This window comes from Vibrio sp. Isolate23, assembly GCF_022398095.1.
Lineage (GTDB): Bacteria > Pseudomonadota > Gammaproteobacteria > Enterobacterales > Vibrionaceae > Vibrio > Vibrio coralliilyticus_A.
Window position 1 is genome coordinate 773,365 of sequence record NZ_JAKEUV010000001.1, and the last position, 25,852, is coordinate 799,216.

At 41.5% G+C, this 25,852-nt stretch carries 26 protein-coding genes; 4 read left to right on the top strand and 22 right to left on the bottom strand.

The annotated features are described in order from the left end of the window. Nucleotides 1-152 precede the first annotated feature (152 nt). Nucleotides 153-1,187 carry a lactonase family protein gene (locus L1D31_RS03440; protein ID WP_239835670.1) on the bottom strand — a complete coding sequence of 345 codons (1,035 nt, stop codon included), beginning with the start codon at nt 1,185-1,187 and terminating at the stop codon, nt 153-155. 292 nt (nt 1,188-1,479) lie between these two features. Here L1D31_RS03440 and L1D31_RS03445 point away from each other — a divergent pair, with 292 nt between their 5' ends. Further along, nucleotides 1,480-3,183 (top strand): hypothetical protein, encoded by a 1,704-nt coding sequence (locus L1D31_RS03445; protein ID WP_239835671.1) that lies wholly within the window; start codon nt 1,480-1,482, stop codon nt 3,181-3,183. 54 nt (nt 3,184-3,237) lie between these two features. Here the strand turns inward: L1D31_RS03445 and L1D31_RS03450 are convergent, their stop codons facing one another. The 11 genes from L1D31_RS03450 to L1D31_RS03500 form a co-directional block, all read right to left on the bottom strand. After that, the gene (locus tag L1D31_RS03450; protein WP_239835672.1) at nt 3,238-4,836 is read right to left on the bottom strand and encodes a hypothetical protein; all 1,599 of its coding nucleotides are present in this window, start codon (nt 4,834-4,836) and stop codon (nt 3,238-3,240) included. A 702-nt stretch (nt 4,837-5,538) separates the two neighbouring features. Then, entirely contained in the window at nt 5,539-6,267 is a 729-nt protein-coding gene (locus L1D31_RS03455; RefSeq protein ID WP_239835673.1) for a transporter substrate-binding domain-containing protein, read from the bottom strand. Between the two features lie 22 nt (nt 6,268-6,289). Then, complete coding sequence (locus L1D31_RS03460) at nt 6,290-7,825, bottom strand: methyl-accepting chemotaxis protein (protein WP_239835674.1); 1,536 nt, start codon at nt 7,823-7,825, stop codon at nt 6,290-6,292. Nucleotides 7,826-8,034: 209 nt separating this feature from the next. Next, nucleotides 8,035-8,406, bottom strand: coding sequence for a VOC family protein (locus L1D31_RS03465; protein WP_239836366.1), 372 nt, complete (start codon nt 8,404-8,406; stop codon nt 8,035-8,037). A 388-nt stretch (nt 8,407-8,794) separates the two neighbouring features. Beyond that, nucleotides 8,795-10,399, bottom strand: a complete 1,605-nt coding sequence (gene groL, locus L1D31_RS03470) for a chaperonin GroEL (protein WP_239835675.1) — start codon at nt 10,397-10,399, stop codon at nt 8,795-8,797. A 31-nt stretch (nt 10,400-10,430) separates the two neighbouring features. Next, on the bottom strand, nt 10,431-10,721 hold the full coding sequence (locus L1D31_RS03475) for a co-chaperone GroES (protein ID WP_239835676.1): 291 nt from the start codon (nt 10,719-10,721) through the stop codon (nt 10,431-10,433). A gap of 613 nt (nt 10,722-11,334) precedes the next feature. Next, the gene (locus L1D31_RS03480) at nt 11,335-11,793 is read right to left on the bottom strand and encodes an Hsp20 family protein (RefSeq protein ID WP_239835677.1); all 459 of its coding nucleotides are present in this window, start codon (nt 11,791-11,793) and stop codon (nt 11,335-11,337) included. 193 nt (nt 11,794-11,986) lie between these two features. After that, nucleotides 11,987-13,012 (bottom strand): AI-2E family transporter, encoded by a 1,026-nt coding sequence (locus L1D31_RS03485; protein ID WP_239835678.1) that lies wholly within the window; start codon nt 13,010-13,012, stop codon nt 11,987-11,989. A 93-nt stretch (nt 13,013-13,105) separates the two neighbouring features. Beyond that, on the bottom strand, nt 13,106-13,321 hold the full coding sequence (locus L1D31_RS03490; protein ID WP_239835679.1) for a hypothetical protein: 216 nt from the start codon (nt 13,319-13,321) through the stop codon (nt 13,106-13,108). After that, on the bottom strand, nt 13,308-13,784 hold the full coding sequence (locus L1D31_RS03495; RefSeq protein WP_239835680.1) for a hypothetical protein: 477 nt from the start codon (nt 13,782-13,784) through the stop codon (nt 13,308-13,310). Before L1D31_RS03495 ends, L1D31_RS03490 begins: the two co-directional genes overlap by 14 nt. Before the next feature lie 28 nt (nt 13,785-13,812). Continuing rightward, the gene (locus L1D31_RS03500; RefSeq protein ID WP_172563972.1) at nt 13,813-14,061 is read right to left on the bottom strand and encodes a hypothetical protein; all 249 of its coding nucleotides are present in this window, start codon (nt 14,059-14,061) and stop codon (nt 13,813-13,815) included. 304 nt (nt 14,062-14,365) lie between these two features. On the opposite strand from L1D31_RS03500, the gene L1D31_RS03505 reads away from it, so the two are divergent. Next, a complete protein-coding gene (locus L1D31_RS03505; RefSeq protein WP_239835681.1) occupies nt 14,366-14,788 on the top strand; it encodes a DUF2383 domain-containing protein in 423 nt (140 codons plus the stop codon). Between the two features lie 57 nt (nt 14,789-14,845). Next, nucleotides 14,846-15,256 (top strand): hypothetical protein, encoded by a 411-nt coding sequence (locus L1D31_RS03510; protein ID WP_239835682.1) that lies wholly within the window; start codon nt 14,846-14,848, stop codon nt 15,254-15,256. A 223-nt stretch (nt 15,257-15,479) separates the two neighbouring features. Here L1D31_RS03510 and L1D31_RS03515 read toward each other — a convergent pair whose 3' ends face one another. The 7 genes from L1D31_RS03515 to L1D31_RS03545 form a co-directional block, all read right to left on the bottom strand. After that, on the bottom strand, nt 15,480-16,043 hold the full coding sequence (locus L1D31_RS03515; RefSeq protein WP_172564412.1) for a porin family protein: 564 nt from the start codon (nt 16,041-16,043) through the stop codon (nt 15,480-15,482). 650 nt (nt 16,044-16,693) lie between these two features. Further along, nucleotides 16,694-17,608 carry a mechanosensitive ion channel family protein gene (locus tag L1D31_RS03520; protein WP_239835683.1) on the bottom strand — a complete coding sequence of 305 codons (915 nt, stop codon included), beginning with the start codon at nt 17,606-17,608 and terminating at the stop codon, nt 16,694-16,696. A gap of 40 nt (nt 17,609-17,648) precedes the next feature. Further along, a complete protein-coding gene (locus L1D31_RS03525; protein WP_239835684.1) occupies nt 17,649-19,262 on the bottom strand; it encodes a diacylglycerol kinase family protein in 1,614 nt (537 codons plus the stop codon). A gap of 107 nt (nt 19,263-19,369) precedes the next feature. After that, nucleotides 19,370-19,798, bottom strand: a complete 429-nt coding sequence (locus tag L1D31_RS03530; protein WP_172563976.1) for a hemerythrin domain-containing protein — start codon at nt 19,796-19,798, stop codon at nt 19,370-19,372. 66 nt (nt 19,799-19,864) lie between these two features. Beyond that, complete coding sequence (locus L1D31_RS03535) at nt 19,865-20,062, bottom strand: hypothetical protein (protein ID WP_172563977.1); 198 nt, start codon at nt 20,060-20,062, stop codon at nt 19,865-19,867. Between the two features lie 8 nt (nt 20,063-20,070). Further along, complete coding sequence (locus tag L1D31_RS03540) at nt 20,071-20,241, bottom strand: DUF1328 family protein (protein WP_172563978.1); 171 nt, start codon at nt 20,239-20,241, stop codon at nt 20,071-20,073. 32 nt (nt 20,242-20,273) lie between these two features. After that, nucleotides 20,274-20,825, bottom strand: a complete 552-nt coding sequence (locus L1D31_RS03545) for a BON domain-containing protein (protein WP_345772829.1) — start codon at nt 20,823-20,825, stop codon at nt 20,274-20,276. Between the two features lie 338 nt (nt 20,826-21,163). Here L1D31_RS03545 and L1D31_RS03550 point away from each other — a divergent pair, with 338 nt between their 5' ends. Continuing rightward, nucleotides 21,164-22,504 carry a sigma-54 dependent transcriptional regulator gene (locus L1D31_RS03550; RefSeq protein WP_239835686.1) on the top strand — a complete coding sequence of 447 codons (1,341 nt, stop codon included), beginning with the start codon at nt 21,164-21,166 and terminating at the stop codon, nt 22,502-22,504. Between the two features lie 61 nt (nt 22,505-22,565). On the opposite strand, the gene L1D31_RS03555 is transcribed toward L1D31_RS03550, so the two are convergent. The 3 genes from L1D31_RS03555 to L1D31_RS03565 are packed head-to-tail and all read right to left on the bottom strand — an operon-like array spanning nt 22,566 to nt 25,672. Next, the gene (locus L1D31_RS03555) at nt 22,566-24,227 is read right to left on the bottom strand and encodes an EAL domain-containing protein (RefSeq protein ID WP_239835687.1); all 1,662 of its coding nucleotides are present in this window, start codon (nt 24,225-24,227) and stop codon (nt 22,566-22,568) included. Further along, nucleotides 24,220-25,242: an ATP-binding protein gene (locus L1D31_RS03560; protein WP_239835688.1), complete on the bottom strand. Its 1,023-nt coding sequence runs from the start codon at nt 25,240-25,242 to the stop codon at nt 24,220-24,222. The genes L1D31_RS03555 and L1D31_RS03560 overlap by 8 nt, the downstream gene beginning before the upstream one ends. Further along, nucleotides 25,229-25,672, bottom strand: coding sequence for an STAS domain-containing protein (locus L1D31_RS03565; RefSeq protein ID WP_239835689.1), 444 nt, complete (start codon nt 25,670-25,672; stop codon nt 25,229-25,231). The genes L1D31_RS03560 and L1D31_RS03565 overlap by 14 nt, the downstream gene beginning before the upstream one ends. Nucleotides 25,673-25,852: the final 180 nt, after the last annotated feature.

The following is a 25,852-nucleotide window of genomic DNA, read 5'->3' on the forward strand; positions in this document are numbered from 1 at the left end:
TTCACAGTGAAAATTAGATCAATATCCGCGGAGACAATGAATGAAATAAAACGCCAGAGTTCAGCCCCTTAGAAAAATATCCCCATCCAAACGAATGGGGAAAGAAGGGCCAGATTGATATAACACCAAATTATCGAAAGGTTCTCACGCCTCTAAACGAAATGCTCAATCAGACATACTGGTGCATCCACTTGGCACTGGTAATTGGCTGGAGTAAGAAGACCTGTTGATTGGCAACGCAGGTAACTAGCGAGATTATTAGAATGTTGATTGGCGACAATTAGCCAGTTGCCATCAGATGATAACGTAAAGTCTCGCGGAAATTGGCCCTGACAATCTTGCGCCGCTAACCACGAAGGTAATCCATCCACCAGCTCGAAAATGCTAATCGCATTCTGCTGACGACAAGAAACGTAAATAAAGCGCTCATCAGAAGACAGCTTGATCGCTGCTGCGGCCTCTCCTTTTGGCTGGCCGGGCAGTAAGTCGCACTGGTCTACCATACGCCAGTGGTTACCTTCCTTAGTCAGCGTAATCAGCGTTTCCGCTAGCTCGCATACAACGTAAGCCATATCTTCATCACCATTCATCACCAGATGCCTAGGGCCACAGCCGGGAGGCAGTGACACGGTTTGATGAAGTTGGAACTGGTCACTTTGTGTATCAATGTCATAGAGATGCAGCGAATCACTGCCCAAATCGACCACAGCCAACTGAGGTGTGTGATTTAAAAACTGTACCTGATGAGCGTGTGGCGATTGCTGACGTTTACTGTTCGCTCCTTTGCCATCCACAAACAGGTCCGCGACGAGTCTGAGTGGCTTTCCATCACCATCCAACATGTAGACATTCACATTTCCGGATCCATAATTGGCCACCGCCACATATCGCTGCTGGCAATCCACATCAATATGACAAGGGTAGTCACCTTCAATGGCCAACACGTCAGAGCGAGCATTCGACTGAAACACCAAAGCAGCGCTGTCGGGGCGGGAAACTTCAGAAAATGTATAGAGACCAGAGGAAGTGTGAGTGAGGTAAGAGGGGTTGCGTATCACCATGGCATCATCAAGTCGCGTCAGCTCCCCCGAAGAAGTGTTGAGGCTCACTTGAGCAATGCCCTGGCTCTGACTTGGATCGTCGGTATAGGTACCAACATAAAAATGTAAGTGATTACTTGCTTTCATTATTGACCATATAAATAAAACATTAGACTCTTAATACATTGCCGCCAACACACGTTGACGGCAATGCCAAAAGTCAATGAGTTGGCCAGTTTGTGAAGTAGCGTCTTGATAACTAGGGCTAACGAAAGGCAAGCCCGTCAAATTATCTTGAGCTAAGCTCCAGAAAAAACCACCCCAATATAATTATAAATAATTGAAAAATATAACAATAACCAATGAAAGTGTAGTAAAAGCAACATCATTTTTAAACTTGTAACTTATATTCTCCAACCTTCATAACAAGGAGGATATTTTGAACAATCAGTCATTTTCTCTCAGCGTCGCTGCCCTAGCTTTGCTGGCCACAAGCCATGCTGCAGCCACAACGCTAGAAATTAACAATAAAAAAATCACCAATCTTGATGAAATATCAGTTAGCTATACTGGTGTAGAAGCAGAGGACCAAGGTGTAGAGTGGGTCGCCGTTTTTAAGGATGGCTCTGAGCCAGATGAGAATTACGGCAGCTGGTCATATTTATCGGAGGAATCAGGTAACATCACTTTGCCGCCTCAGCTTCCCGGAGACTATTATCTCACCTGTTTAGAAGGGTCTGACTATACCACTGAAAAATGCCAACGTGTGGCATTCAATGTCGAACAACGCCCTGTTTTAACAGTCACAGTAGAAGGCCTGCCAAAATTCATTGATGGCATTTCAAACAACTTTGATCCTGATCTTCTTCCCACCACGACGAATTCAGTAATGCAGAATGTGACTATTTCGTACGATGGTCTCATCGGTGATGATACCTTAGAGGAAGTGACTGAAGGAGCCATAGAGCTGGGTATTAGCCAAGATGGCTACCGTTTTACAGGTTTAACTTCCGAGAAGTATGAAATTGTCTATGACCTCAATACTCAACTCTATGTTAATCGCTTGCCTCAAAAATCTCATGATGAAATTCGAGTAGTGTCAGCAAATGTATGGCGGACTGACCTTTACGGTTGGGATGACAATAACTGGAATGGTTTACATATGGGCCGTGGGGGACAAGTAATAAGAACAATCTTAGAACTCGACGCTGATGTGGTTGGCATGCAGGAATACATGCATCCGGAAACAGAAGGACTCGACCCAGAGTTTATTGAGAGTCAACTTGAGTACGAATCTGGGGAAGAATGGCATAGCTGTCATAACTATCGTATCGTCACAAAATTAGAGGTCGTTGCCGAACATAAACAAGGTTGCGAAGTCCTTTTACCTAATGGTAAGCCCTTCTACTTTGGTGAAGTACACCTAGGGTTAGACCCAGACTGGGCTAATCATTATGTACCTTATACAGCACACCAAGGTTGGAGCGAAGAAGAAATCGTTACAGCCGCTGCAGATAACTGGGGAGAAGGCAATGACAATATTATCTCAGAAAGTGCCATGACTGGTGACTCTATCCCTGCTTTCTTTGTCGGAGACTACAACGAACCAAGTCATAACGACTATACTCAGGCAGCTGCTGACTATGAAGAGCACAAACCACTCCGCGGAAAACGTATTCCTCTTGCCATTCCATCCATGCCAATGTCTAACATCATGCTCAATGATCTCGGGTATGTTGATACTTATGATGTAGCGCGTCAGAACCGCAATAAGGAATTAAACAACGATCTCCCAGCAGAAATTAACTTCCCTGGCGTTACTTGGGGTAATTATGGTGTGGCTGATGCTCATCGCATAGACTTTATTTATTATCGAGATGCAGTCTCTAACCCAATGAAGGTTAAAGATTCCTTTGTCATCGGCGGCCGTCCGGATCCAAATGCGGATTACCCATTTGCTAACGACCATGTCGAAATACCATACACTCCAGAAGTATGGCCTAGTGACCACCGATGGGTATTGACTTCGATGACATATGAAACAGAACAAGCGGAGTCTGGAGGGAGTACTGGGCCATTAACTTTATGCCTTATCACTTTCTTTGCGTTGTTTGGTCGCAGAGAACATAAGTCAGTTTTCTGATGGCTTCGTCTCTAATTAGCAGGATGTGGCTTGCCACATCCTGCTCTATAGCACTCACTTTGACACAGAAACAAAGATTGGGTTTGAATAAAACCAAAGGTCATAATAGTTACGATCGTTGATGGCATTAAACCGTGACTGGTGGTCCGAAATATCAATATGCTCATCGGGGAGTGGATTACCAAACTCATCCGTTTCATGAGGGGTATTAGGTGCCAAGTTAGTGCCACGTAAACGGAAGTATTGGTCTTCTTCAGCGGTAAAGCTAAACGTCATCGTTGCATAACCTTCGCTATCCACTGTCCAATCATCTTGAGTAAAACGCGCAATTACTTGCGTTGATGGGTTAACCGCTTGATCATATTCAGGAGTGCCCGGTTTTGCTCTTGGGTAAACATCGCCCGCAATCAAATCGACATGATGCACAACAGGCTTCATCCCCGTCGGCTCATTACTCCCAACCTCTTCCTCATAATTATTGGTTTCAGGGCTTTTGAAGCGGATGGTGATTGTCACTTCATCTCCCTGATTGACTGAAAGATCACCGCCCATATAGGCCACTTCTCGATCATGCATGGCGTTAAAGCTCAGTGCATCAATTAAATCACCATAGGTACTGAATGATCGACCTGATCGCAATGCTTCTAGAATACCCTTAATTCCCTGCTCAGCTGCATCTGGGATCCATAGGTGGGTTTTTGCATACTCACCCGGGCGATAACCACTACTGTATTCCCCATGATCGGTTTTGAAGTGATAATCAGAGTTAGTAAAGTTCCAAATTCGACGCCCTTCTCCTAATAGTGCATCCCACTGCCCACCAACCTCAGCAATGATGAAGTCAGCGCCGCCATAAGAGCGGTAAGGCAGGTTCCTTTCAATGTAATATTCAGCATAGCTGCCACGATCTGGTTCCATTTGTCCCCCCATCATTCCCTCTAACGCGAAAACAACATCAGGTGCTGTATCATGGAATTCACGAAAGTCGGAAATAACATAATTATCGTTATAGCGAGATGGGTGATTGATCATACCAAAGCTGCTGGTAGGGTAATGCTCCTGTAACCAAGCCAATGCAGTTAAAGCATCATCGTGCGTCTTATTTGCTCTATCACCTTGTTCCTCCCATTCGAGCACATCTTGTGGGTCGAAAGCGCTAGCAGGTTGTTCAGTAAAGTAATACTCAAACTGCTGAATGGCTTTTAACGACTCAGGTGACTGAGGTTCATCTCCTAAAATAGCAATATTAAAATGTTCGTGCGCCGGCATATCCCACTCAAACGCAGAAAAGATCGTCTTTCCTGGATAGTGACCCATGAGTTGAGAAAACTGAGTAAATGGTACTTCAAATTTTTCCATACCTAGAGAAAAAGGGATTGGTCCTTCTGGTATATCTTCTCCGGCGTGATCTCGTTGAGACATACGTAAATGGTTAGTCAAAATAGCCCAGTCCAGACCATAATTCTCAAAGCTGTGATTCAATACGTCTTCTAAGTTTCTTTGCGCATCATCCGACTGAATAGAGTGGATGTGCAAGTCTCCGGTTGTCCATCGACCACTTAGATTTTCAACTTCTGTTTCAGAATCATTGCAACCCGATAAAATGGCCATCGATGCAAATATGGCAACGGCTATTGGTGTTTTTTTTAACATGGATAATCTTCATTTAGGCAAAGTTTGAAGAGAAGAATTATTTATATCAAATGTGACCCTTTTATTTACCTTTTATTACTCCATACGATAAAAACACAATTAAAAACATTTGCATATGGAGACAACATTCATTGACTTTAATTATTATTAGTATACTTCTTCATATATATTTAATATTTTTACTATCTAATACCTGGTCATGATTAGGGATCAGGTATGAAATATATAATCACACTTCTAGTATTTTTCTCAGGCTATACATTTTCATGTGACGATGCTCGACTACATAGAAAACTCATGCAACGTCAAATGTTTGAGAGTTACATGTCAAGGGGAGAAGCTACAGTGGAACTTGAATTCGCTTCTGAAAACAGTGTCTCTTTAACGATCACTCCCCCTAAACCTATACACCACTTAGATATAAAGTTCAGTAGCAGTCATAATATACAACTGTCTTCTCATGAATTTTTCAGGTTAGATGATATAAGTAAGCTACCCAAGATAACGTTTATAAAGAATGGGGAAGGATTCTCTTTTATTGAATCGGAGATCACCGCTTATTTTATGGATGGAACTATTAAGAAGAGCTCTGATAAATTATACTTAAGAGAATTAAAGAAAGCATAATAATAACATAATCATCTATAGGAATATAAACGCCAGCATGGAAGCTGGCGTTCTTTTAGTGACAGGAATTTCATTTTACTTAATACCGTACTTCTCCAGAATCTTCTCAAAAGTACCGTTAGATTTAATCTCTGCCAATCCTTTATTAAAGGCTTCAATATACTCAGCGTTATTCGGATTGGCTAATCCCGATGTCACATGCAAAGGGTTCACAGAAAGGGCATTACTTGTAAACTCAAAATCGTCTAGGTTCATGCCGGCTCCAGACAACGTAGACTTAGCCACGAGTTCATCTTCCAGAGTCAGATCGATTCGTTTCGCCATCAGTTTTTTAGCATTGGCAACCAAATCGTTCGCCTCCGGTTTTTTGAAATTAGAAGCATTTAAAAAGTCATCACCATAGCCGTAATTGCGAATAATACCCACGGTTTTACCTGACAAGCTATCCATGCCATTGTATTCAAACCCATCCCCTTTGCGTTTAATGAATTTTAACGAGTTCTCTAAGTAAGGATCGCTGTAGTTCAGGTAAGACGTCCTTTCATTGGTAAACCAAGTCGCCACTAGGACATCGATACGTCCATCTTTCACTTCATTCAATGCCCGAGTCCAAGGCATAATTTTGAAATCAACCTCATGCCCTTGGGATTTGAAAGCTTCGGTAATGATTTCGACTGACACCCCAGGATTCGCACTGTCTTTTTGCACAAATGGTGCCCAAGGATCCTGTGCTGCCGTGATGGTTGCAGTATAACCAGTGATTGAAAATAGGGCTGTGAAAGCCAGTAATACGAAATTTCTCATAACATATCCTCTATGAAATAACCTAAGTGCGGAATTTCGCCATATGGCTGGCGATACTCTGGCTTAAGCTCAAGACTTCTTCTGTTCTTTGGGCATTTTGAGTCGCACCTGAAGAAACCTCATTTGTCGCTTCCGATGCTTCTACAATTGCCTGACTGATTTCCTCAACGGCCATCCTTTGCTCATCCGTCGCTTGAGAAATTTGGCCACTGCGATCGGAAATAATCGTAATCAAGCTCTGAACTTCTCCAACCGAAGATTGCGAATCACTGACTCTAGCCGCGGTTGATTCAAGTAATGTGGCAATACGAGTCAACTCATCCTCAACTGACTTGGTGGCCACCCCCAGCGCAGCAATATTTTTTTGGATTTGCTCTGTGGATTCACTGGTTTTCACAGCTAAATTACGCACTTCATCAGCTACCACCGCAAAACCTCGCCCTTGTTCACCAGCACGCGCTGCCTCAATCGCGGCATTCAGTGCTAACAAATTGGTTTGCTCAGAAATATCATTAATGACGTTTAACACCGTGGTAATTTTCTCGCCCTCTTCAATCAAGATGTGCATCTCTGCATTCACATGATTCATTTCTTCACGCATGTTAATGATGTCACTGGCAGAGCTTTCAATTGCCTCGTTGACACTGGAGGCCAAGCCTGTTGCCGTTTGGGCTTGTTGCGCAGTTTCTGAGGCGGTGTCTGCGACTGTTGCGACTGACTGATTAAGCTCAGTGGCCGCAGCTGCTACGGTCGTAAGCTGATGTTTCTGTGATTCGAGCTTCTCTGCGTTCGTTCTTGCCGTTGCCCCATTCGCCAACGCTTTTTCACCCAAGGCTTCAGAAGATTGATTAACATCTTGGACAATAACTCTTAAAGACTCAGTGAAACTATTGATCCCATTGGTGATTTCATCAAACTCACGATATTTAGCCGAAGCCAGTTTATTGGTTAAATCACCATCCCCTGACGCTAAGTCTTTAATAACATCTGTCAATTGAGAAATGGGCCTTAGTACCGTCATTGTCAGAGCCAGAATGATGACAATGGAAATAATAATATCGAGAATAATCAACTCAATTATGTTAGTTCGTAGCAAGTCAGCCAATTTGGCATCCATCGCATGAGTATCGAAGTAAACAACCACCTTACCGACCTTGTTTTCTTCACCATAGTCTATGAAGGTGAGCTCGGTTGATTGGCTGTTTTCCGATGTGTACGCTTGCTTATCTGTGACATCCACAAGCTGTTTTTCGTCTCCTTCACCTTGTTTTGTTAGGAATAATAATTCGCTGTCCTGAGCATCAATTAATTGTATGGCTGAAATTTCAGGCAGATCCAGTTCTGCCGACATCGCCACCTTTGCCGTGTCCAAGTCAAAATCCCAAACCGCTTTAGGCAAGCTAATCGACATCCTTTGGCTGGTATTTTGCACATTAACCAGCAACTCTTGATGTAAATTTTCTTTGAAATTCTGATACTTAATAAATGCTGAGACCAGTAACACCAGTGTCAATGCTACGATGACCTGGACTAGAAATACCACCTTTAACCTTTTCAAAACTTGCCCCTTATGATTTTCGGCAGTTATCTAAAAAAGTAGTAAGTGATTAATCAATTATCAAATTTAACAATAAACGAGATGAGCATCACACAGGGGATTTTTATTGCTCTTCACCTTTTAAAGTGTGTGGAATTAGCGAAACAGCAACGGGAAGGCTCGTTATGCCTAGACTTACACGTCAATAATTGATCTACACGCTCGGAGACTTATTGGTAGGTACTCACCTCAATCAGATTACTATCTGGATCGAGAAAGTAGACGGAGGTAATGGCACCTGTCGCACCTGATTTTTCGACTGGCCCCTCCACTATCTCAACATCTAGGCGATGTAAGTGAGTAATCACATCATTGATTGCCCAGTTGGTGATTAAACAAAGATCGCCAGAGCCTACCCGAGCATTGTTGCGAGTTTCTTGACCTAATAGTTGAAGGTTAATTTTCTGGCGACCAAACTTCAGCGCTTTACGCCCACCAGAGAAAGTGACTTCTTCCATCAGCAATACCCGGCGATAGAAATCAACCAAAGCATCAATATTCGATACGGTAAGGACGAGGTGGTCAATATAGCTGATCATAATTATCTTTTTCCTTACTTAACCCGTCTTCAGTGCAAGGCTAGACGAATGAACACGAACGCAGCTTACACAAATACAGCCAACGGAGTGTTGGCTGTATGGTCTAATGAATGATTCTCTCACCTTGTTTACTGTTCATTATCTGCGATAGATCAATAGTTAAAGTTAAGATCCTCAAAGCCGACTTTTGCGGTAATGAGTTCATTATAGAAAACTCTTGCCCAGAAGGAACAAGGGGAAAGCTCACACTAGCCGGCCATGTTGATGACGACTCTCTACTCTCTACTGTTTGATTCAGAGACTGAGAAAGTAAACGCTGGCAAACGAATCATAACACTTACCTCCAACGTGTGTTTCAGCAGGCTCTGAAGAGCCCGCTGATATTAGCGATTTACAGCTTGTTTTCTAGATCTTTGTCTTCAGCAAGATCAGAGACCATTGCTTCAGTCGTGATCATCAGACCCGCGACTGAGGCCGCAAACTGCAGGGCAGAGCGAGTGACTTTTGCTGGGTCAAGGATACCCATATCAATCATATTGCCATATTCACCACTTGCAGCGTTGTAGCCATAAGTCGAGTCACCGTCTTTCACTGCATTAGCCACGACAGACGCTTCATCTCCGGCATTAACAGCAATTTGACGAAGAGGTTCTTCCATAGCTCGAATGGCAACACGTATTCCCATATTTTGATCGTCATTGTCACCCTGAAGCTCAGCAAGCTCTTTTGCTATCTTGGTCAAGGCAACACCACCACCGGCAACAATGCCTTCTTCAACCGCAGCACGAGTTGCATGTAACGCGTCATCAACACGATCTTTCTTCTCTTTCATCTCAACTTCAGTTGCCGCACCGATCTTGATCACTGCGACACCACCAGATAGCTTCGCGATACGCTGTTGAAGCTTGTCTTTATCATATTGAGAAGTGGTCGTTTCGATTTGTTTTTCAATTAATGCAACACGATCCGAAATAGCACTTGCATCTGCCGCACCACCGACAATGGTGGTCGCATCTTTCGTGATGGTCACTTTCTTCGCTGAGCCTAACTGCTCTAGCGTTGCCTTTTCTAACTCAAGCCCAATCTCTTCAGAAATCACTGTACCTGCCGTTAGAATCGCAATGTCTTCCATCATCGCTTTACGGTTATCGCCAAAACCTGGCGCTTTCACCGCTGTAGCACGGACAATGCCACGCATGTTGTTCACAACTAACGTAGCTAGCGCCTCGCCTTCAATATCTTCAGCAATAATTAATAGCGAGCGAGAGGCTTGTGAGACCGCTTCAAGGACTGGCAGCAACTCGCGAATGTTGCTGACTTTTTTGTCCACCAACAAAATATACGGATTATCGAGCTCAACTGTGCCATTGTCTTGGTTGGTAATGAAGTAAGGCGACAGGTAACCGCGATCGAACTGCATACCTTCAACCACAGACAACTCATTATCTAAGCCCTGCCCTTCTTCAACCGTAATCACACCATTACGACCTACTTTTTCCATGGCTTCTGCAATGATCTCACCAATAGCACGATCACTGTTCGCGGAAATACTGCCCACTTGAGTAATGGATTCTTTATCACTACACGGCTTAGACATTTCACGTAACTTAGCCACTGCAGATTCAGTCGCTTTATCAATACCACGCTTCAAGTCCATTGGGTTCATGCCAGAGGCAACCGCTTTCAGTCCTTCATTAATAAACGCTTGCGCCAATACAGTTGCGGTCGTGGTACCATCACCAGCTTCATCATTAGCTTTCGAAGCCACTTGCTTAACCATCTGCGCGCCCATATTTTCGAACTTATCTTCTAGTTCAATCTCTTTCGCAACAGATACGCCATCTTTAGTGATTGTCGGAGCTCCGAACGATTTATCTAAAACAACATTGCGGCCTTTAGGACCGAGCGTCACCTTCACAGCATCTGCCAGTAGGTTAACTCCCTTGAGCATTTTTTGACGTGCGTCATTTGCAAATAGTACTTCTTTTGCAGCCATGATTTATCTCCTCAAAAACAACTACCAACCATTACTCAACAATTGCCAATACGTCAGACTCGGACAAAATCAAATACTCTTGCCCATCAATTTTCTCGGTTTTAACACCGTAGCCATCATTGAAGATGATCTGATCACCAGTCTTGATATCCATCGACGCACGATCACCATTTTCTAGACGTTTACCCAATCCAACAGCAATCACTTTGCCTCGGTTAGATTTCTTGACCGACTGGGAAGTAAGTACAATCCCACCTTCAGATTTATTTTCGACCTCTTGCCGTTCAACAAGTAACTTGTCATTTAAAGGACGAATTTTCATATTGAAACACCTCCTATATTGAATACAAAAATAAAACAGGTTAAGACAATTGACTGAAACAACGAGCCTTTGACTCGCTTTCGGTAAAATAAATAAGGTCACTAGATACGACTTCAAGGGCTATTTTTAATAAAAAATTTTTATCGTCATAATAAATATTATCTATTAACCACAGCCCTTCAGTTAAAAAGGATGATTTACCTAAACAATACAATCAATGATGGCATATTTAGAAAAGCGAGAATAAGTTCAGAAGAAAGGGATTGAGCAGAAGGATATTAACGCGCATAGGCGACAATAAGTGCCGCCTGTAACGCTTCAAAATTTTAACTTCTCATACCATGTTGAGTAGGCCTAGGACAGTAAGTAGCAGAAGCATAAGGCGGATATCTAAGTTCTGGTTGTATCCTAAAGTGAGGTTTGTTGTCTGAAGTACCAAATACTTCAAATGTACAGTCACCTATTTCATGCCTTGGGCAAACCTGTACACCATTTCTTAATATCATTTCAGTTTTACAAGATGGGCAAATATTCATCCTTTCCTCCTTGCAAACATCATATGTTTTACACAGACTCTAATTTGGGCTGTGCACTAGCACAGCCCAAGTTACGGTCATTTCTTATGTTCAATGACATTATTATCATATGACTGAATCTCAATACGTTTCGGCTTCATCGCCTCCGGTATTTCTTTTTTGAGATATACAGCCAGCAAACCATCTTTCATGGTAGCATCGGTCACTTCTACATACTCAGTTAGGTTAAAGCGTCGTTCAAATGAACGATTAGCAATGCCTTGATAAAGCATTTTGCTTTGATCATCATCCTTGGAAGATTCTTTATTCCCTTTGATAGTCAGCAAACCATTTTCTACCTGAATATCGATATCGTCCTGAGAAAAACCAGCAACGGCAAGTGTGATGCTGTATTCGCCCTCACCCAACATTTCGATATTGTATGGAGGGTAACCGCTAGGGATTGGATCAGAAGTTAGTGCGCTGTTAAGCAATGAAGCGACTCGATCAAAGCCAATCGTTGTGCGATATAGTGGGGTAAGATCAATTGAGTTCATAATATCCTCCTAAGAAGCAACATTAATTATTCAATCAAAATGAAGAGGCTAATTACTTTGGTAACTTAACCTCACCAATATTTATATTAACTCTTCGCCCTCTATTCAAGTATCGTAAAATATATTTTTTTCATAAGAATATAACCAGATGTTATATTCTTATGGTTTGTAACGATGGCACTAATATGATTATCTAAGTAGTAAGCTTTGGACGACTTACTTTACTTAAAATAACATTGATAAGTACCAGCAGCGGCCCTCCCATCAGCATTCCCATCGCTCCCCATAACCATCCCCAAAAGACTAACCACACAAACAAAATTAGGGGGTTTAAACTAAATCTTTTACCAAGTAGAGTCGGTGTCGCCAATTGACTCTCTATAAGATTGATTGCCAAAAAGAGCGAAGCAACCGTCAATGAGTAACTTAGAGACTCAAACTGCAAAAAGGAAACCAAGGCAAAACAGGTCACTGAAACTATTGGCCCAAGATAAGGGATATAGTTCATCAAGCCAGCAAATGCTCCCCACAGAAACGGGTCTTTTAATCCCATCATGTAGAATACACAGCCAACAACCACTCCTAAGCACACATTGATGATCGTAATAGAGCTTATATATCGAGAAAGATCGGTTTGAACCACCTTCACCAGCTCAACCACCTTGCGTTTATCGGAAAATCGTGTGAACAAAGATAAGCTTTGAGAATATATCTGACGTCCATAACTCATCATGAAGTACGCCATAAAAAGCGCGACCATTAATTGTGTGACTATCGTTGGAGTTGTAGTGAGTACTGATTTAATGATAGAAAATGAGGTATTGCTTGTGAGCCCATCATTAGCCACTGTGCTACCGAGAGTGAAGTCACTCTTGTCACCTAACTCACTACTTTCAGCCGCTTCACTTACTTCATTAGAAACATTCTGAATTAACATTGGCAGCTTAGACCACCATTGCTGAGCGGGCTCACTTAACAGATTTAAACTCAAAACAATGCAGCTAACGAGCCCTAATAAAACAGCAATAACATTAATGACACGAGGAATGCCAAAACGCACTAATCGATTGACTAGGGGGCCACATAGAAGAGAAATAAAAGCGCCAAAAAAAACGGGTAACAAAAACGGTTTGGCAACATGTAATATGAAAATGAACATTATTATAAGAGCAATGGTCATTAAACTATATTTTAATATATTCTCTTGTTTAACGTTCATTATGTTCCTCAGATATTAAGATCCAGTTCTGGCTTAGTCACACTAAGCTTAATAGTGAATAACTACATTGATAACTAAGCCAGAACCTATTAATTATTTATCAAGTGAATGAATCAGTAGACGTACTTGCTTATAACCATAAAAAAACGTCCTGAGATTTTTGACTTTGCTAAGGACGAACATGCCGAGCACAGCGAACCCTGCCGCATGAAATGGGGATTGCTGTACAAAGCTTTTTCCTTTGAAGTAGAGCAGCCCTAAGCTGAGTGCAACTTGACGAGCTTTACTATCACACTCAAGACTTTTCATTAGAATTTTCTGCTGTCGTTTTTTCATTGATCGCATGACACAACCTCCCAAGCTGCTCTTTGGTATATTCAAAACCCACAAATTGCTTGTAATATCGGCTGCCGAGTATCAAAAGCATAAGGATAACGCTGAACGCTGCAATGAAAGCGCTATAACCGACTAAAAGGTTCAAAGTAAAGTAGTACCCCATAACCCCAATACCGACGGCGATGCTAATAAGAAACATCGGCAGCAATGCAACGAAGAGGAGTTTAATGACGATGAGTTTTTTACTCGCGGCAACCGTGTTACGCAACTCCAAAGAAAACAACTCAAAAATCGACATTGACCATTGTTGAGTGTGAGATTGGAATACGGTTAGGTCTTTTAAAAGGCCCCTCAGTTGAACGATCGCTCGTTCTAAAAGCTCCTCTTCGCGATGTTGAGGCTCATTGTGTGCGTCGTTGATATTATGAGACTGCATAACTTTCCTCTTCGTGCATCATTCAAGCTTATTTGATTAGCTTAGAAATAGCCCAGCCTGCAATAAAGGCGCATCCAACGCTCAAGAGTGGTCGCTCTTTAATCATGTTTTCGGCTTGCTCTGTTTTATTTTTTACAGTTTCAGACCCTGCTTCGAGCGTGTCTTGAACGGTATTTTTCACATTTTCTATTGCTTCTGAAGCAACCCCTTCTGCCATTTCATAAATCTCTTCGGCCTGCTGCTTAGAATCAGTTTTTTTAGTATTTGCATTTGGCATACATAATCTCCTTAACTTATACAATGAGAGAAAATAAAGTGATGATTCAAAATTAACTATCACTTCTTACACTAAGCTAAGCGAACATCATGCCAACTTTAAAATAGCTTGCCGCATATGGTATTAGAGAGTTTTCTGGTAATAAAAAGGGTGCCATTCATGTAATATTTTCACTCATTTTCCATGAGGATTGTACCTTTTACAAAATTGCATTTATTTCTTCCATAATCTAGGGCTTAGTGGCGATTTTATTTGGCACGTAACATGCTTTACTTCTATTACGAACAAATCTAAATGAGGCACTATGAAAAATAAAAGTATTTCATCTGTTATAAGTTTAATAGAAAGTGGGAATATTATTTATGAAAAAGCGATATCTAATGTAGATAATAAAGATATAAAAAGAAGTCTTTTTGATATATATGCGATTAAGAAGTGTGCTGAGTTAAAACTAAAGTCGCTCTCAAAACCTTCAAAACCGCACAAGCTCATTCCAGACAGCTACACCATTAATGCTCGACGATATTGCATTGAAGCAGAGGAAGAGAGAGGAAGTGCAAATGACAGTCTCTATCTGGAACATTTGTCGGGCATAGAAGAAAAAACCATTGACGACATAGCAATACTATCAAAGCAAGCGCCAGAATTGAGACAAAAAATAACAACAATTAAGAGAGAAGTAGAAATGTGCCGTCATAAAATCAATGACTTACGGTCAATAGAGTGAACAGTCAAATCTTACACAGGTATGGAAAATACGGTTAAGACAAGAAGGAGTAACAATATGTGGGTGGAAAATCACAATAAAACTCTCGATGCAACGCACCATCAAAGCATAGATAGAATATTATTCGCTCTTAAAGAGCATTATCAATCATGCTGTCAGCTCGTTGAATACAGGACGCACCAAACTCTCTCTAGAGCCGCGAGTCGTTTTTTAAAAGTAGAGCGTTCGATGATCAATGAAATCAAGATTAAAGTCCTTGATTTCAAAACAGAAAATAATCATTCAATGCAAGAAAGCCAGTCCGTTGTGATTAGCAGCTACGACGAGATGTATCAAAGCAATCGACAATTAATCACCTATTTGAAAAGTGCGATTGGAACATTTAACAACCAAAAGCTGTCATCATTCTTTTCTTACTGGGTTGCCGCATTACAAGTGGAAAATGACGAAATGGCGAAGCATTTATAGTTTAGTTCGATATTATCCACTTCTAGACGAATAGGCGAGCGGCTGTAATAAAAAGCGTCAAGCAAATAGGCTTGACGCTTTTTATTACTATTATTTTTCTTCATGCAAAAAACAGGGTACGAGTTTTTCTTTTGATTATAAACCATCAAAGTATGCTCCACCCTGCTATAAAACACATCAAGAGCCTAACACCATTTTATTAAACTCAGTCTTGTGAACCGAATTAGAATCGATATTCCACACCTAATGATGCTTGGTTAAAATCTGTTTCTGTGCTTGCACCATTAGTAACGTTCTCTGCATTGAGTTCTACGTCGTACCACATATATTCAGCATTGATTAAGAATTGATCTGTCACTTTGAAACCCACACCGGCACCAGCAAATACACCTTCGTCTTCTTTACTGCCCCCGAAGCCCGCAATATTGTAGTCTGTCGTGTACCACATTTGACCACCTTTTGCGTAAAGATCAACACGCTCAGCAATGGGAGCTATAATTTTTAGAGCAGCGGTATAACCGTCTGTTTCCGTATTAGCTAAATTATTACCATAGCTACCAAAATCAATATACCCCCCCTCTAATGCTAAGTAAGGGTTAAAGCGGTAACCGATTAAGCCTTGAATAGCATCGCTGTCATCATCAAAGTCATCTTGCCCATCAACTTTCAAATAACCATAGTTGGCACCCACATAAACGCCATGCTCGTTGGAGTCCGCAGCGTGTGAAAAAGTACTAAAGGTTGCTAAAGAAAAAAGGCTAATCAAAGTAACAACATTGCTTTTCATTTCGTTCTCCTAATATAAGTTCCATTGAAATATCGATTTATATAGAGCAAAAGAAATGCCAACTTTAAAAAACATTTGAAACATACTAAAAATGACAGAACATTAACATAACTCGGTTGAATACCGAATAAAAGAACAAAAATTAGTCTATTTATTACCTTATAAAAACATTTTTAAATTATGGTAAATAAACGCCGTGAAAAATATTCTTGTTGTTATGTAACTTTTTCAAAAAATAATAAAAATAGATTTTCTAAACTCGATTAGAAACCATCTATTATTTAGTGAAATTTTAAAAAAGATGTGATGACTCTAATGACCAGTTAAGGTGAGAATATGAAAGCAAAAGCTATTAGTCGTTTTTTAGGGGGGCTATGTTGCCCAAAGGGTTTATTATGGATAATCATCAATCACCCAGTGCAAAGTACCTTCAGATGAAACGTTCACAACACAGGTGTTTGCATGGTTTCATGCCGATCTTACTTAATCGAATGAATTGAGTACTGCCGAAAACCGGAAAAGCCATCGCTTAACATCACAAGCACTGAAAATCAGGGTGATGGCAATGGCTTGGCTCAAACTAAGGTTAACAATCACAAGCAAACACCGTTAGCACCATAAGAGGCCGGGTGACGCCTGCTCATGAACAATTACATCTTAGCGACATTATTCGCCACTATGCTTGATAGGCTTTCTCCTCCTTTCGCCTCAAAGTCCAGTGTTCGAATAGGAAACGGAATCGTGATACCAGCATCCGACAGCGATTCCTTAATCGCTACAATGCTGTCATTTTGTGCTTCCATGTAACCAAAGTCGCCAGGGTAATTAATCCAAAACCATACCAGCAAATTGATACTACTGTCGGCGAAACTGGCAGCATGAACCGCTGTGTCTTCGGGGTTACTCACATAAGGTTTTTGATTAATAGCTTCTGTTATTACTTTGCTCGCTAAATTAGGACAGTCCGCGTATGAGATACCGACAGGAATTTCTATTTTTCTGAGACCTTTTCGACTGTAGTTCGTCAATATGTTACGAAAAACCATTTTATTTGGAATCATAACGTGCTGACCTGAAAACGTTTCTACAAGAGTATTGCGCAAATTAATTTGAATAACTTGCCCCATAACGCTGTTGGATTCGACAATATCGCCTATTTTAAATGGCTTGCGGATACTCATCGTGATCCCTGAAATCAGGTTTTCGGTCATATCTTGAAAAGCAAAACCAATAGCAAGCCCCAAAATACCCGCCCCTGCTAGGAGTGATGTAACCGTACCTTGCAATCCAACAAAGTCTAACGCGACAAAAAAACCAACGGTTATAATAATCACTTTAACAATCGATGCTAATAAGTTGGTCGCTTCCTTTGAATCTACGACTCGGTTGCTCAAGTTCCTAAATAATCGGCCGCCTAGGTTAGCGATAAAGATAAAAGCAAACAACGTAAAGAGCGCAACAATAAGATTAGGAATCAACTTGATGGTTTCAACAAGCCAATGCTCCAGCTTTTGCTCAATTAAATGGTTAAATTTCTCAATGTCGAAAGAGAGATTCATCTCCATGGTGAAGTCCTTCATTCATGATTGGTGCTGTCATCAGTGACTATGGAATGCAAACAGATAAAGCTTGGCTTTTGATGCTTATCTCAAGTGATTCAGCGGAGAACTTTTCTCCATCAATGACATAGTGGATCGGTCGATTTGAGTCTATTTTGACTTGCTTTGCAGACTCATAATCAAAAAATGAGGCTTGTTCTTTGAGGCCTAAGCTTGAAAGCAAAACATCAGACAGCGCTAAAGCTCTTTCCCCAAGCGAAGCGGTATTTTCTAAATAGGTAATATGCAATTGACCATCATCAGGTCTTGGCTCTTTACCTCCTTGAGCAAGGACCGTACTGAAAGGCGACGTGTTAGCAACCACTAAGCTTTGTAATTCAGCTTCTCGTGCTGGCTCCCCATCCTTAGTGACTTCAAACCACTGACTTTCTCCTGCCACAACCGCAGAAAATAAACCCGATAAGTAAGCAAGTTGGCCATTTTTATTTTTCTGTTCACGATGCGCGTAATCAATCATCTTCTCTTCAAACCCAATACCAAGAATAAGCAGTATTGGCTGGTCGTTACAGTACGCCAAATCCATTTTCTTAGACTTGCCAGATAGAATAGCCTCGCAGGCCTTTTCAACAGGTGACACTTTTGTCGCAAAACCATAGAGCACATGACATAAAGCATTTGCAGTACCCAATGGGATAATCCCGAGTGCCGTGTCTGTCCCCACGATTTGTCTTGCCACCTCGCTGACGGTGCCATCTCCGCCAGAGACGATGATATGAGAAGCATTTCGCGCTTTTGCTTGTTTGGCTAGAGATTCCGCTGATACTTCTTTACTGGTGGTCACTATGTCTAAATTGAACTTTCGGGTGAGCTCTCGAATAACCTGTTGCTCACTCGTTTGCCATTTGCCTCCACCTGCAACAGGGTTAGCAATGAGGCAGCATTTGTCTTCAAGATTGAGCAGTCCCTTATCACTGATAGCATTCAGCACCTTTAGTTGCTTTTTGTTCAACTGCGCAGTGCTTCTTACATCATTGATATTTTTGAGCACTTGCTCCACGCTCAGAGATGGATTTTTCGCTAACAGGTATGCTGCAACCACAAACACAGAGCGGCCACGGCCAAGTGCACAATGAACAACTACGGACCTTGATTGGCTTATCTGAGTATCTATCCAATTAAGAGCATGTTTAAGCTTGCGTAACTTAGGGGCTTGATGGTCGAGTACCGGGGTATTGAGGTAATGAAACTCTTCGCTGGTCATCGCACTCTCTAAACCCGAAAATTCTGCGGTGACATCAACAATGCACGTTATGTTTTGAGATTGTAGAAATGACAAATCGGAGGGGAGTAGACGTCGAGAAACATATAAACCTTCTCCCATCTGCTGAATGGGATCGACTTTATCTCTTTTAATAGCCCAAGTATTGTATAAACGAATGCCTAGAAAAAAAGGAATAAACGCCCACCGGATCCACCAAGCTATTTTGCCATCACTATTTTTTCTAAATATGGATGGCATCTCGAAGATATAGGCGGCACTAACGATAGACATCGATAACCCTGACCAAACCAATAGTAAGCTGAATAATACATTGGGAACAAATGCTGCTATAGAAAAACAAGCGATAGCAATGAGTATATAGTACTTAACGATAAACATGGTGAGGCCTTAATTTCTCTGTGTATTAAAAAAGCGGGCCCATAAATGGGCCCAAGTTGTTAAACCAAAACCTACGCTTCACTATCAAGCTTAGGTGACACTTCGAATCAAGCCATCTCTTGCTCATATTTTCGAGCCAAAGTTTCTTTCTGATCTGAGTCTAAAACTCGTCCAGCCGTTTGAAAGAAACGCTGCTCTTCTTCTTCTAAATGATGCTCTACTTTGTGTTTGAGTGTCTTCATCAGTGTGAGCCAAGCTGGTGAAGACATTTCGGTGTCATCAAGCTGAGCAAGCACCTTATCAATACCGTGGTGTTCAGCGATACCGTGCCTAGTCATATCAACGGATTGATCGCTCTCTATTAAAGGTGCATAGAAGTGGCGTTCTTCCGCGACCGCATGCTTAGTTAATTCTTCTTTAAGACTGGAGTAGAATTCTTGCCTAGCCTGAGTATCACCTGATGTTTGGAGTATCGCATCCATCAAAAGCCGTTGCTTCTCATGGCTATCTTTAAGCACATCAAATATGTTTTTCATATCTAGCTCCTGCTTCAATTCTTTTTATGAGGTTCGGATGATTAATTCGTGAGTTAATGCCTTTTGTTAGCAGTCCTGATCTTCCGTACCAAGTTGCTCTTTCACGTTCTCACAGCCGTCCTCTATCTGATTTTGAGCTTCCTCTACCGCTTCGTCAGCTCTTTCTCCAGCTTGCTCTAGGGGGCCGTCGTCACTACATGCGGCAAGCGTAAAAGCAAAACCTGTTGCCAATAGAAAACGGAAAATAACTGTGCTTATATTCATAAAAACTCCTAACTCTTATCTTTGTTAACTAAACTCATTACCACCGATACAAGCAACGAAATAGCAAATATATAAAACATAACTTTAGCTACTGTTGCTGCAGCGCCTGCTATACCACCAAATCCAAATAAAGCTGCTATGATGGCAAGAATAAAAAATATTAAAGCCCAGCGAAGCATAATGTTCTCTCTTATATCTGTTGGTAAATTTATTATTGAATTACTTCAAGTTTATCAATGACTTTATCAACATCGGATGTATTACGAGCAATAGATAGCGCAAGGTCATGTTCCGTATCTGACGTCACCGAACCCTTTAATACCACAGTGCTTTCTTTAGTTTCCACTTCGATATCAGTACCACTGACTCCCGTATTCATTAATAGTCGAGTCTTAACAATGGCCGTTATTTTGGTATCCGTTAAGACCTGGGTTGATTCCTTATTTTTATCTTTTTCATTATCGATGACCGTAAGTTCATTCTTTACCGACTTAACATCATCAAGGCTTAATACTAATTCTTCAGCAAGGGCTTTTTCTGTCTGGTTTTCAACTGAGCCCGTTAAAGTTACAACCTGGTCTTTAACATAAGTGTTAATATCAAAAGAGTTCAAATTGGAATTAAGTAATAGTGTCGTTTCTGCTTTACCGTCAATCCAAGCATCTAGCGTATCTTCTTTCCACATGCTATCTGCAACCGCTGCAGAAGAAGAAGAAGTAGCGATAACCGTTGTTAGTAGAATTTTACTTGCAATGTTTTTCATCATTTATCTCCTTTTTTGTACTTGCATTACCATTAGAGCAAACCGCATGCCAAAAATTCAAACTATTGAATTAAAAGGAATTACATGAAAAACTAAAAATAATCTTAATATTTTCAATGATGGAGAATGAATAATTTACAAGGAGTATTTGTAAAAAATATAAATATTTATCTCGTCCGAGTTAGTGATACACCATAATAATATTACCCGATTTTTATCTATCATTTTAAATATTCAATCATTATTATTCACAAAAAACGTGGAAAAAAGCCATACATTCTCTTTCCTTATGCCTCGTGCTATCATCCCTCTCACTACTGTTGAAAGAGAGTTAAATCATGGCATTACCAACACTGTTCGTAGAATTACAAGATCAGAAATTATTGTCTCAAATAAGCTCTCTGGAAGAGTTGTCACGATTTGACACGATTAGCAATAATGACAACGAACACTGGATAGATAGCCTACAACGACTTCAACCCAATGCCGCTATTGTTGAAGTATCTCAATTCACCAACGATGATTTTGTCGCCCTATCCAGTGCCACAGGCTTGGAAGAATTGGATTTGGTCATCATCGGCTCCGGTGCACCCAATAAGAATTTAGACATGATGATGAAAAGCGGCGCCATTTTTCATTATAGAAAGCCAGTTGATATCCAAATTTTGGCCGATACTCTAGCGGACTTTAGTCAATACTTCCTAGAAAAGCAGGAAGAGGGGAAAAAAATATCCACAAGCGACTTAGACCAATTTGGAATGTTAGTCGGCTCCTCAAGGCCAATGCATAACTTGTATCGCACCCTCAGACGAGTGGCGAAAACAGAGGCCAACGTATTGATCATTGGTGAAAGCGGTGCAGGTAAAGAGCTCGTCGCGCAGACTATCCACCTTGCCAGTGATAGAAAGGAGCAGCCTTTTATTGCCATTAACTGCGGCGCCATCAGCCCAGAATTAGTCGACAGTGAACTCTTTGGTCATGAAAAAGGCGCATTTACAGGCGCTAACCGAACGCACCAAGGTGTTTTTAAGCAAGCAGAGGGAGGGACATTATTTCTTGATGAGGTCACCGAAATGCCCCTTGAACATCAAGTTAAATTACTGCGAGTACTTGAAACAGGCGAGTATCGCCCAGTCGGCAGTAACACACTCTGTATTGCCAACACTCGTATCATCGCCGCCACCAACCGTGATCCACAAGTGGCTATTGAAGAGCAATTTTTACGAGAAGACCTCTATTTTAGATTAGCTCACTTCCCTATCAATATTCCCCCTCTCAGAGAACGAGGTAGTGATATTGTCGGCCTTGCTAAACATTTCATCGCTCACCGGAATGCGAATGAAGCCGCTCCAAAAGCGATTACAGCCTCAGCGCTAGAAAAAATCGCAGCGCATACATGGCCTGGCAATGTTAGAGAATTAAAACACTGTGTCGAGCGAGCGTTCATTTTGGCGGACGATACGATTAAAGATGAACACCTCATTTTTGATACTCCTCCTTTAGAAACAGGGACAACATTAGAGGAGAGAGTGCCAGCTGGTGTGACTCTAGAAGAAATAGAAAAGGCCGCTATTATTAACACTCTTGAAGAAAATGAAGGCAACAAAAAAGAAACCGCAGAGGATTTAGGAATAAGCATAAAAACGCTCTACAACAAGCTGGATAAGTATCAGAGTTAATTAAGCCATACGCTTGTTCCAAGTAAGGGAAGCTCAACTCTGTTGAAGGTGGCGAGGCATGTTACTCACTGACTGCAGCCGTCACCTTAATTATATCAGTGATTGGCTCAGGCTTATGAATGTAGTATCCCTGTGCAAAATGCACTCCTATATCTGATAGACACTGATAAATGGCTTTATTTTCCACAAATTCTGCCACCGTTTTTAAGCCCATCGCTTGGCCTATTTCATGGATAGATTTCACCATTTGGTAGCTGATCTTGTCATGCTCAATATCTCGGACAAATGAACCATCAATTTTGACCGTATCTAAGGGAAGCTCTTTTAAATAGGTGAATGACGAAAGACCTGTGCCAAAGTCATCCAGTGAAAACTGGAAGCCAAGGGCTCGTAATGAGTGCATCACTTCTATTGTGCCATGAAAATCACGCATCGCAGCAGTTTCAGTGACCTCAAAGATAATACAGCGAGGGTTAAATACGTAACGGTTGAGCATCTTATTGACAAAATCGACCAGACTATAGTCCGAAATGGTCTGTCCCGACAAATTGACTGAATAGGTTCGATCACTGCGGCTTCCCATCGAACTAAACAGGGCAGTCATCACATAGCGATCAATATCCGGCATCATATGATAACGTTCAGCGATAGGCAGAAAAGCATAAGGAGAGATAACTTCCCCTTGTTCGTTTTTCAGACGCAACAGGACCTCATAGTAAAAAGGCACAGTGTTATCTGAAATAGGCGAGATTTTTTGGCAATATAAAACAAATCTTTCTTCTTGGATGGCTTTGTTTATCTCTTCTATCCACTTCACCCCCCGAATATAACTTTCAAACTCATCATTTTTCGCGTCAATGATATGAGTACGATTGCGGCCATGGTCTTTCGCTGCCTTACATGCCGTATTAGCAATACTCAGTAGCTTAGTGAGCTCAGGGGCGGCGTTAGTATAGAAAGGGGCAACACCACTTGATACCGTTATTCTGACCGAGTTCTCATCCAAGTTAAAAGCATAGGCGTCAATATGCTTTCTAACGTCATCGGCGAAGCCTTGCGCTTCGTGTACCGTATAGTCATCAAGTAACACGGCAAATTGGTCGCCCCCTATACGAGCAATAGGCTGACCTTTTGATGTTCGGCTTTTAAGGATATTGGCAATTTTGCATAACACTTCATCACCCAGAGAATGACCAAAAGAGTCATTGATGGTTTTAAAATTATCAATATCAAAAAAAGCCAGCGCTGCATTCTGATGGAGGTGATTAGTTTGACTGACCAGTTCCAAAAACTGTGTTTCAAAAAACTGTCGGTTGTTCAACTGCGTCAACATATCATTATTTTCTCGATACAGCAGAGCGGTTTCATCGCTTATTTCACTAATAACAATCAGTACGCCTTTGAGCATGCTATAACACTGTATATTCAGACTTTGTCCATCAACAACGACGTTTCTAACTTCCAGTTCACTATGCTTACCACTCAGGAGTAATCGATCAATTTTATCTCTTACATCTGGAACATCTGCAAGCAAGCTATAGTAATGACGATCCAAGAAGTCTTTGGGGCTCTTATTCTCTAGCCCGAGTAAGCTCAGCGCTGCCGTATTTACTAAGTTAACTTCACCAGATTCAGAAAAAGTGATCAAGCCATTAGGTATTGCTCCAACAATACCAGACATGAGCTCAAGTAACGTAGCGGTTTGTTTTGATGGGTTAGGCATAACGATTCCCTCTTATAACGATGACAGTCGCATCCTTATCTTCGTATGCACAGTCGTTGAAAATAGTAGTGGCGATGTTATATACATCCCACTCGTGCCAATCTTGGTTGGTTAATGGTTCAATATTCACCCCAGAAGAGTGAAGCAGGCAGGTAAAATGATTAGGCCTTGGAATGCGAAGATGGCTCGCCACCCCATGAGTAAAGTGTTTGGTCTCACAGAGCGGTGCATTTACTAAGGTACTTTCATCATAGCTCAGCCAATGTAAAGGGGGGGTATTCATCACGAGGAAATCAAGATTGTCACGGCATATTCTCATCAGGCTGAGTTTCAACTGCCCGGTGATGTCTTCGTTGTGGTCAAACATGCTCAAGCACTGATCCATGATCATTTCAAGCGGCTCAGCCATATGTTGGGTGATTTCCTCTGCAAGCTTATTGGCAACCAAACGTCCACGCTCTTGAGTCGAGTCGTTATCATTATGGCTGTCAATAAGGGCTATAAGGCAGGTATCACCTTGATATTGCTTTACAACATAAGCATTGCCATTGTGAATCTGATTCACTGCAGGATAGGAGATCGCCCTCACTAAAATGTCATCTTCTGAGACAGGTAAAAACTTTCGCAGCGTAATCGAGGTTCCCGTTTCGTCTGATTTATTGATGACCATTTCATCAGAACAGCGTTTCGCCACCCCTAGACCGAGGCCTAAGCTTTGGTCTTTAAACGTTGAATAGCCATCCGTTAGCGCTTGTGAGAGATCAGCAATACCTTGACCGTTATCTTCAATGGTGACCTCAATTCCTAAATGGTTAGAAGTACTGGATATAAACATATACCCACCTGAAGCGTAACGAACCGCATTAATGGTTATTTCAGAAACCGCTGCATTAAAAAGGCTGGCTTGGTAATCAGAGATTCCAATTTCTAACGCATGCATCTTACAATGCGATGCGATAAGGTACGCTTCCACTTCATTTGAGAATGGATAAATGCATTGCTCAATATTCTTCATTACTACGAGTAGGGGCCGTCGGTACCAGAGCGTAACCAGATTCTTGGATGCAAAATTTCGTTGCCGCTTTTAAATCTCGTACTATCAGATGGCGGCCTAAAGCAACACCAGCGCTTGACATGGTTCTTGCGATGACGCCTCTTAAGCCACAGAACACGGGCTTCGCCCCAACTAAAACTATGGTATCAGCCGCACGCACTAGCTGTGACGCTACCGATGTGTCTATTGCATCGACATTGGACAGGTCTATAACAACAAAGTCGCTGTTTGATGACTCAACCATATCCGTCAGCTTAGCAGTAATCGCTTCCATCCGAGCTGAGTCTATCGTTCCAAATAACCCCGTATAAATACAGCTATCAAACACTTCAGAGGCCACCATGGGGGACTCACCACCTAACTGTTTACGACTAATGGCTATGTTATCCATAACATTTCTCCTACCAACTGACCTGTGACTGCTATTCCTGATAGCCTCGGAGATCCAAATGACTCTCAGCCTATCTGGATACACAACTTAACTTGGGAAATTTAATTCCCTACTTCTAAAGTAGCGCAAATAACCCCATAAGCAATATGTTTTATAAAACATTGAGGAATCAAAAGAGGA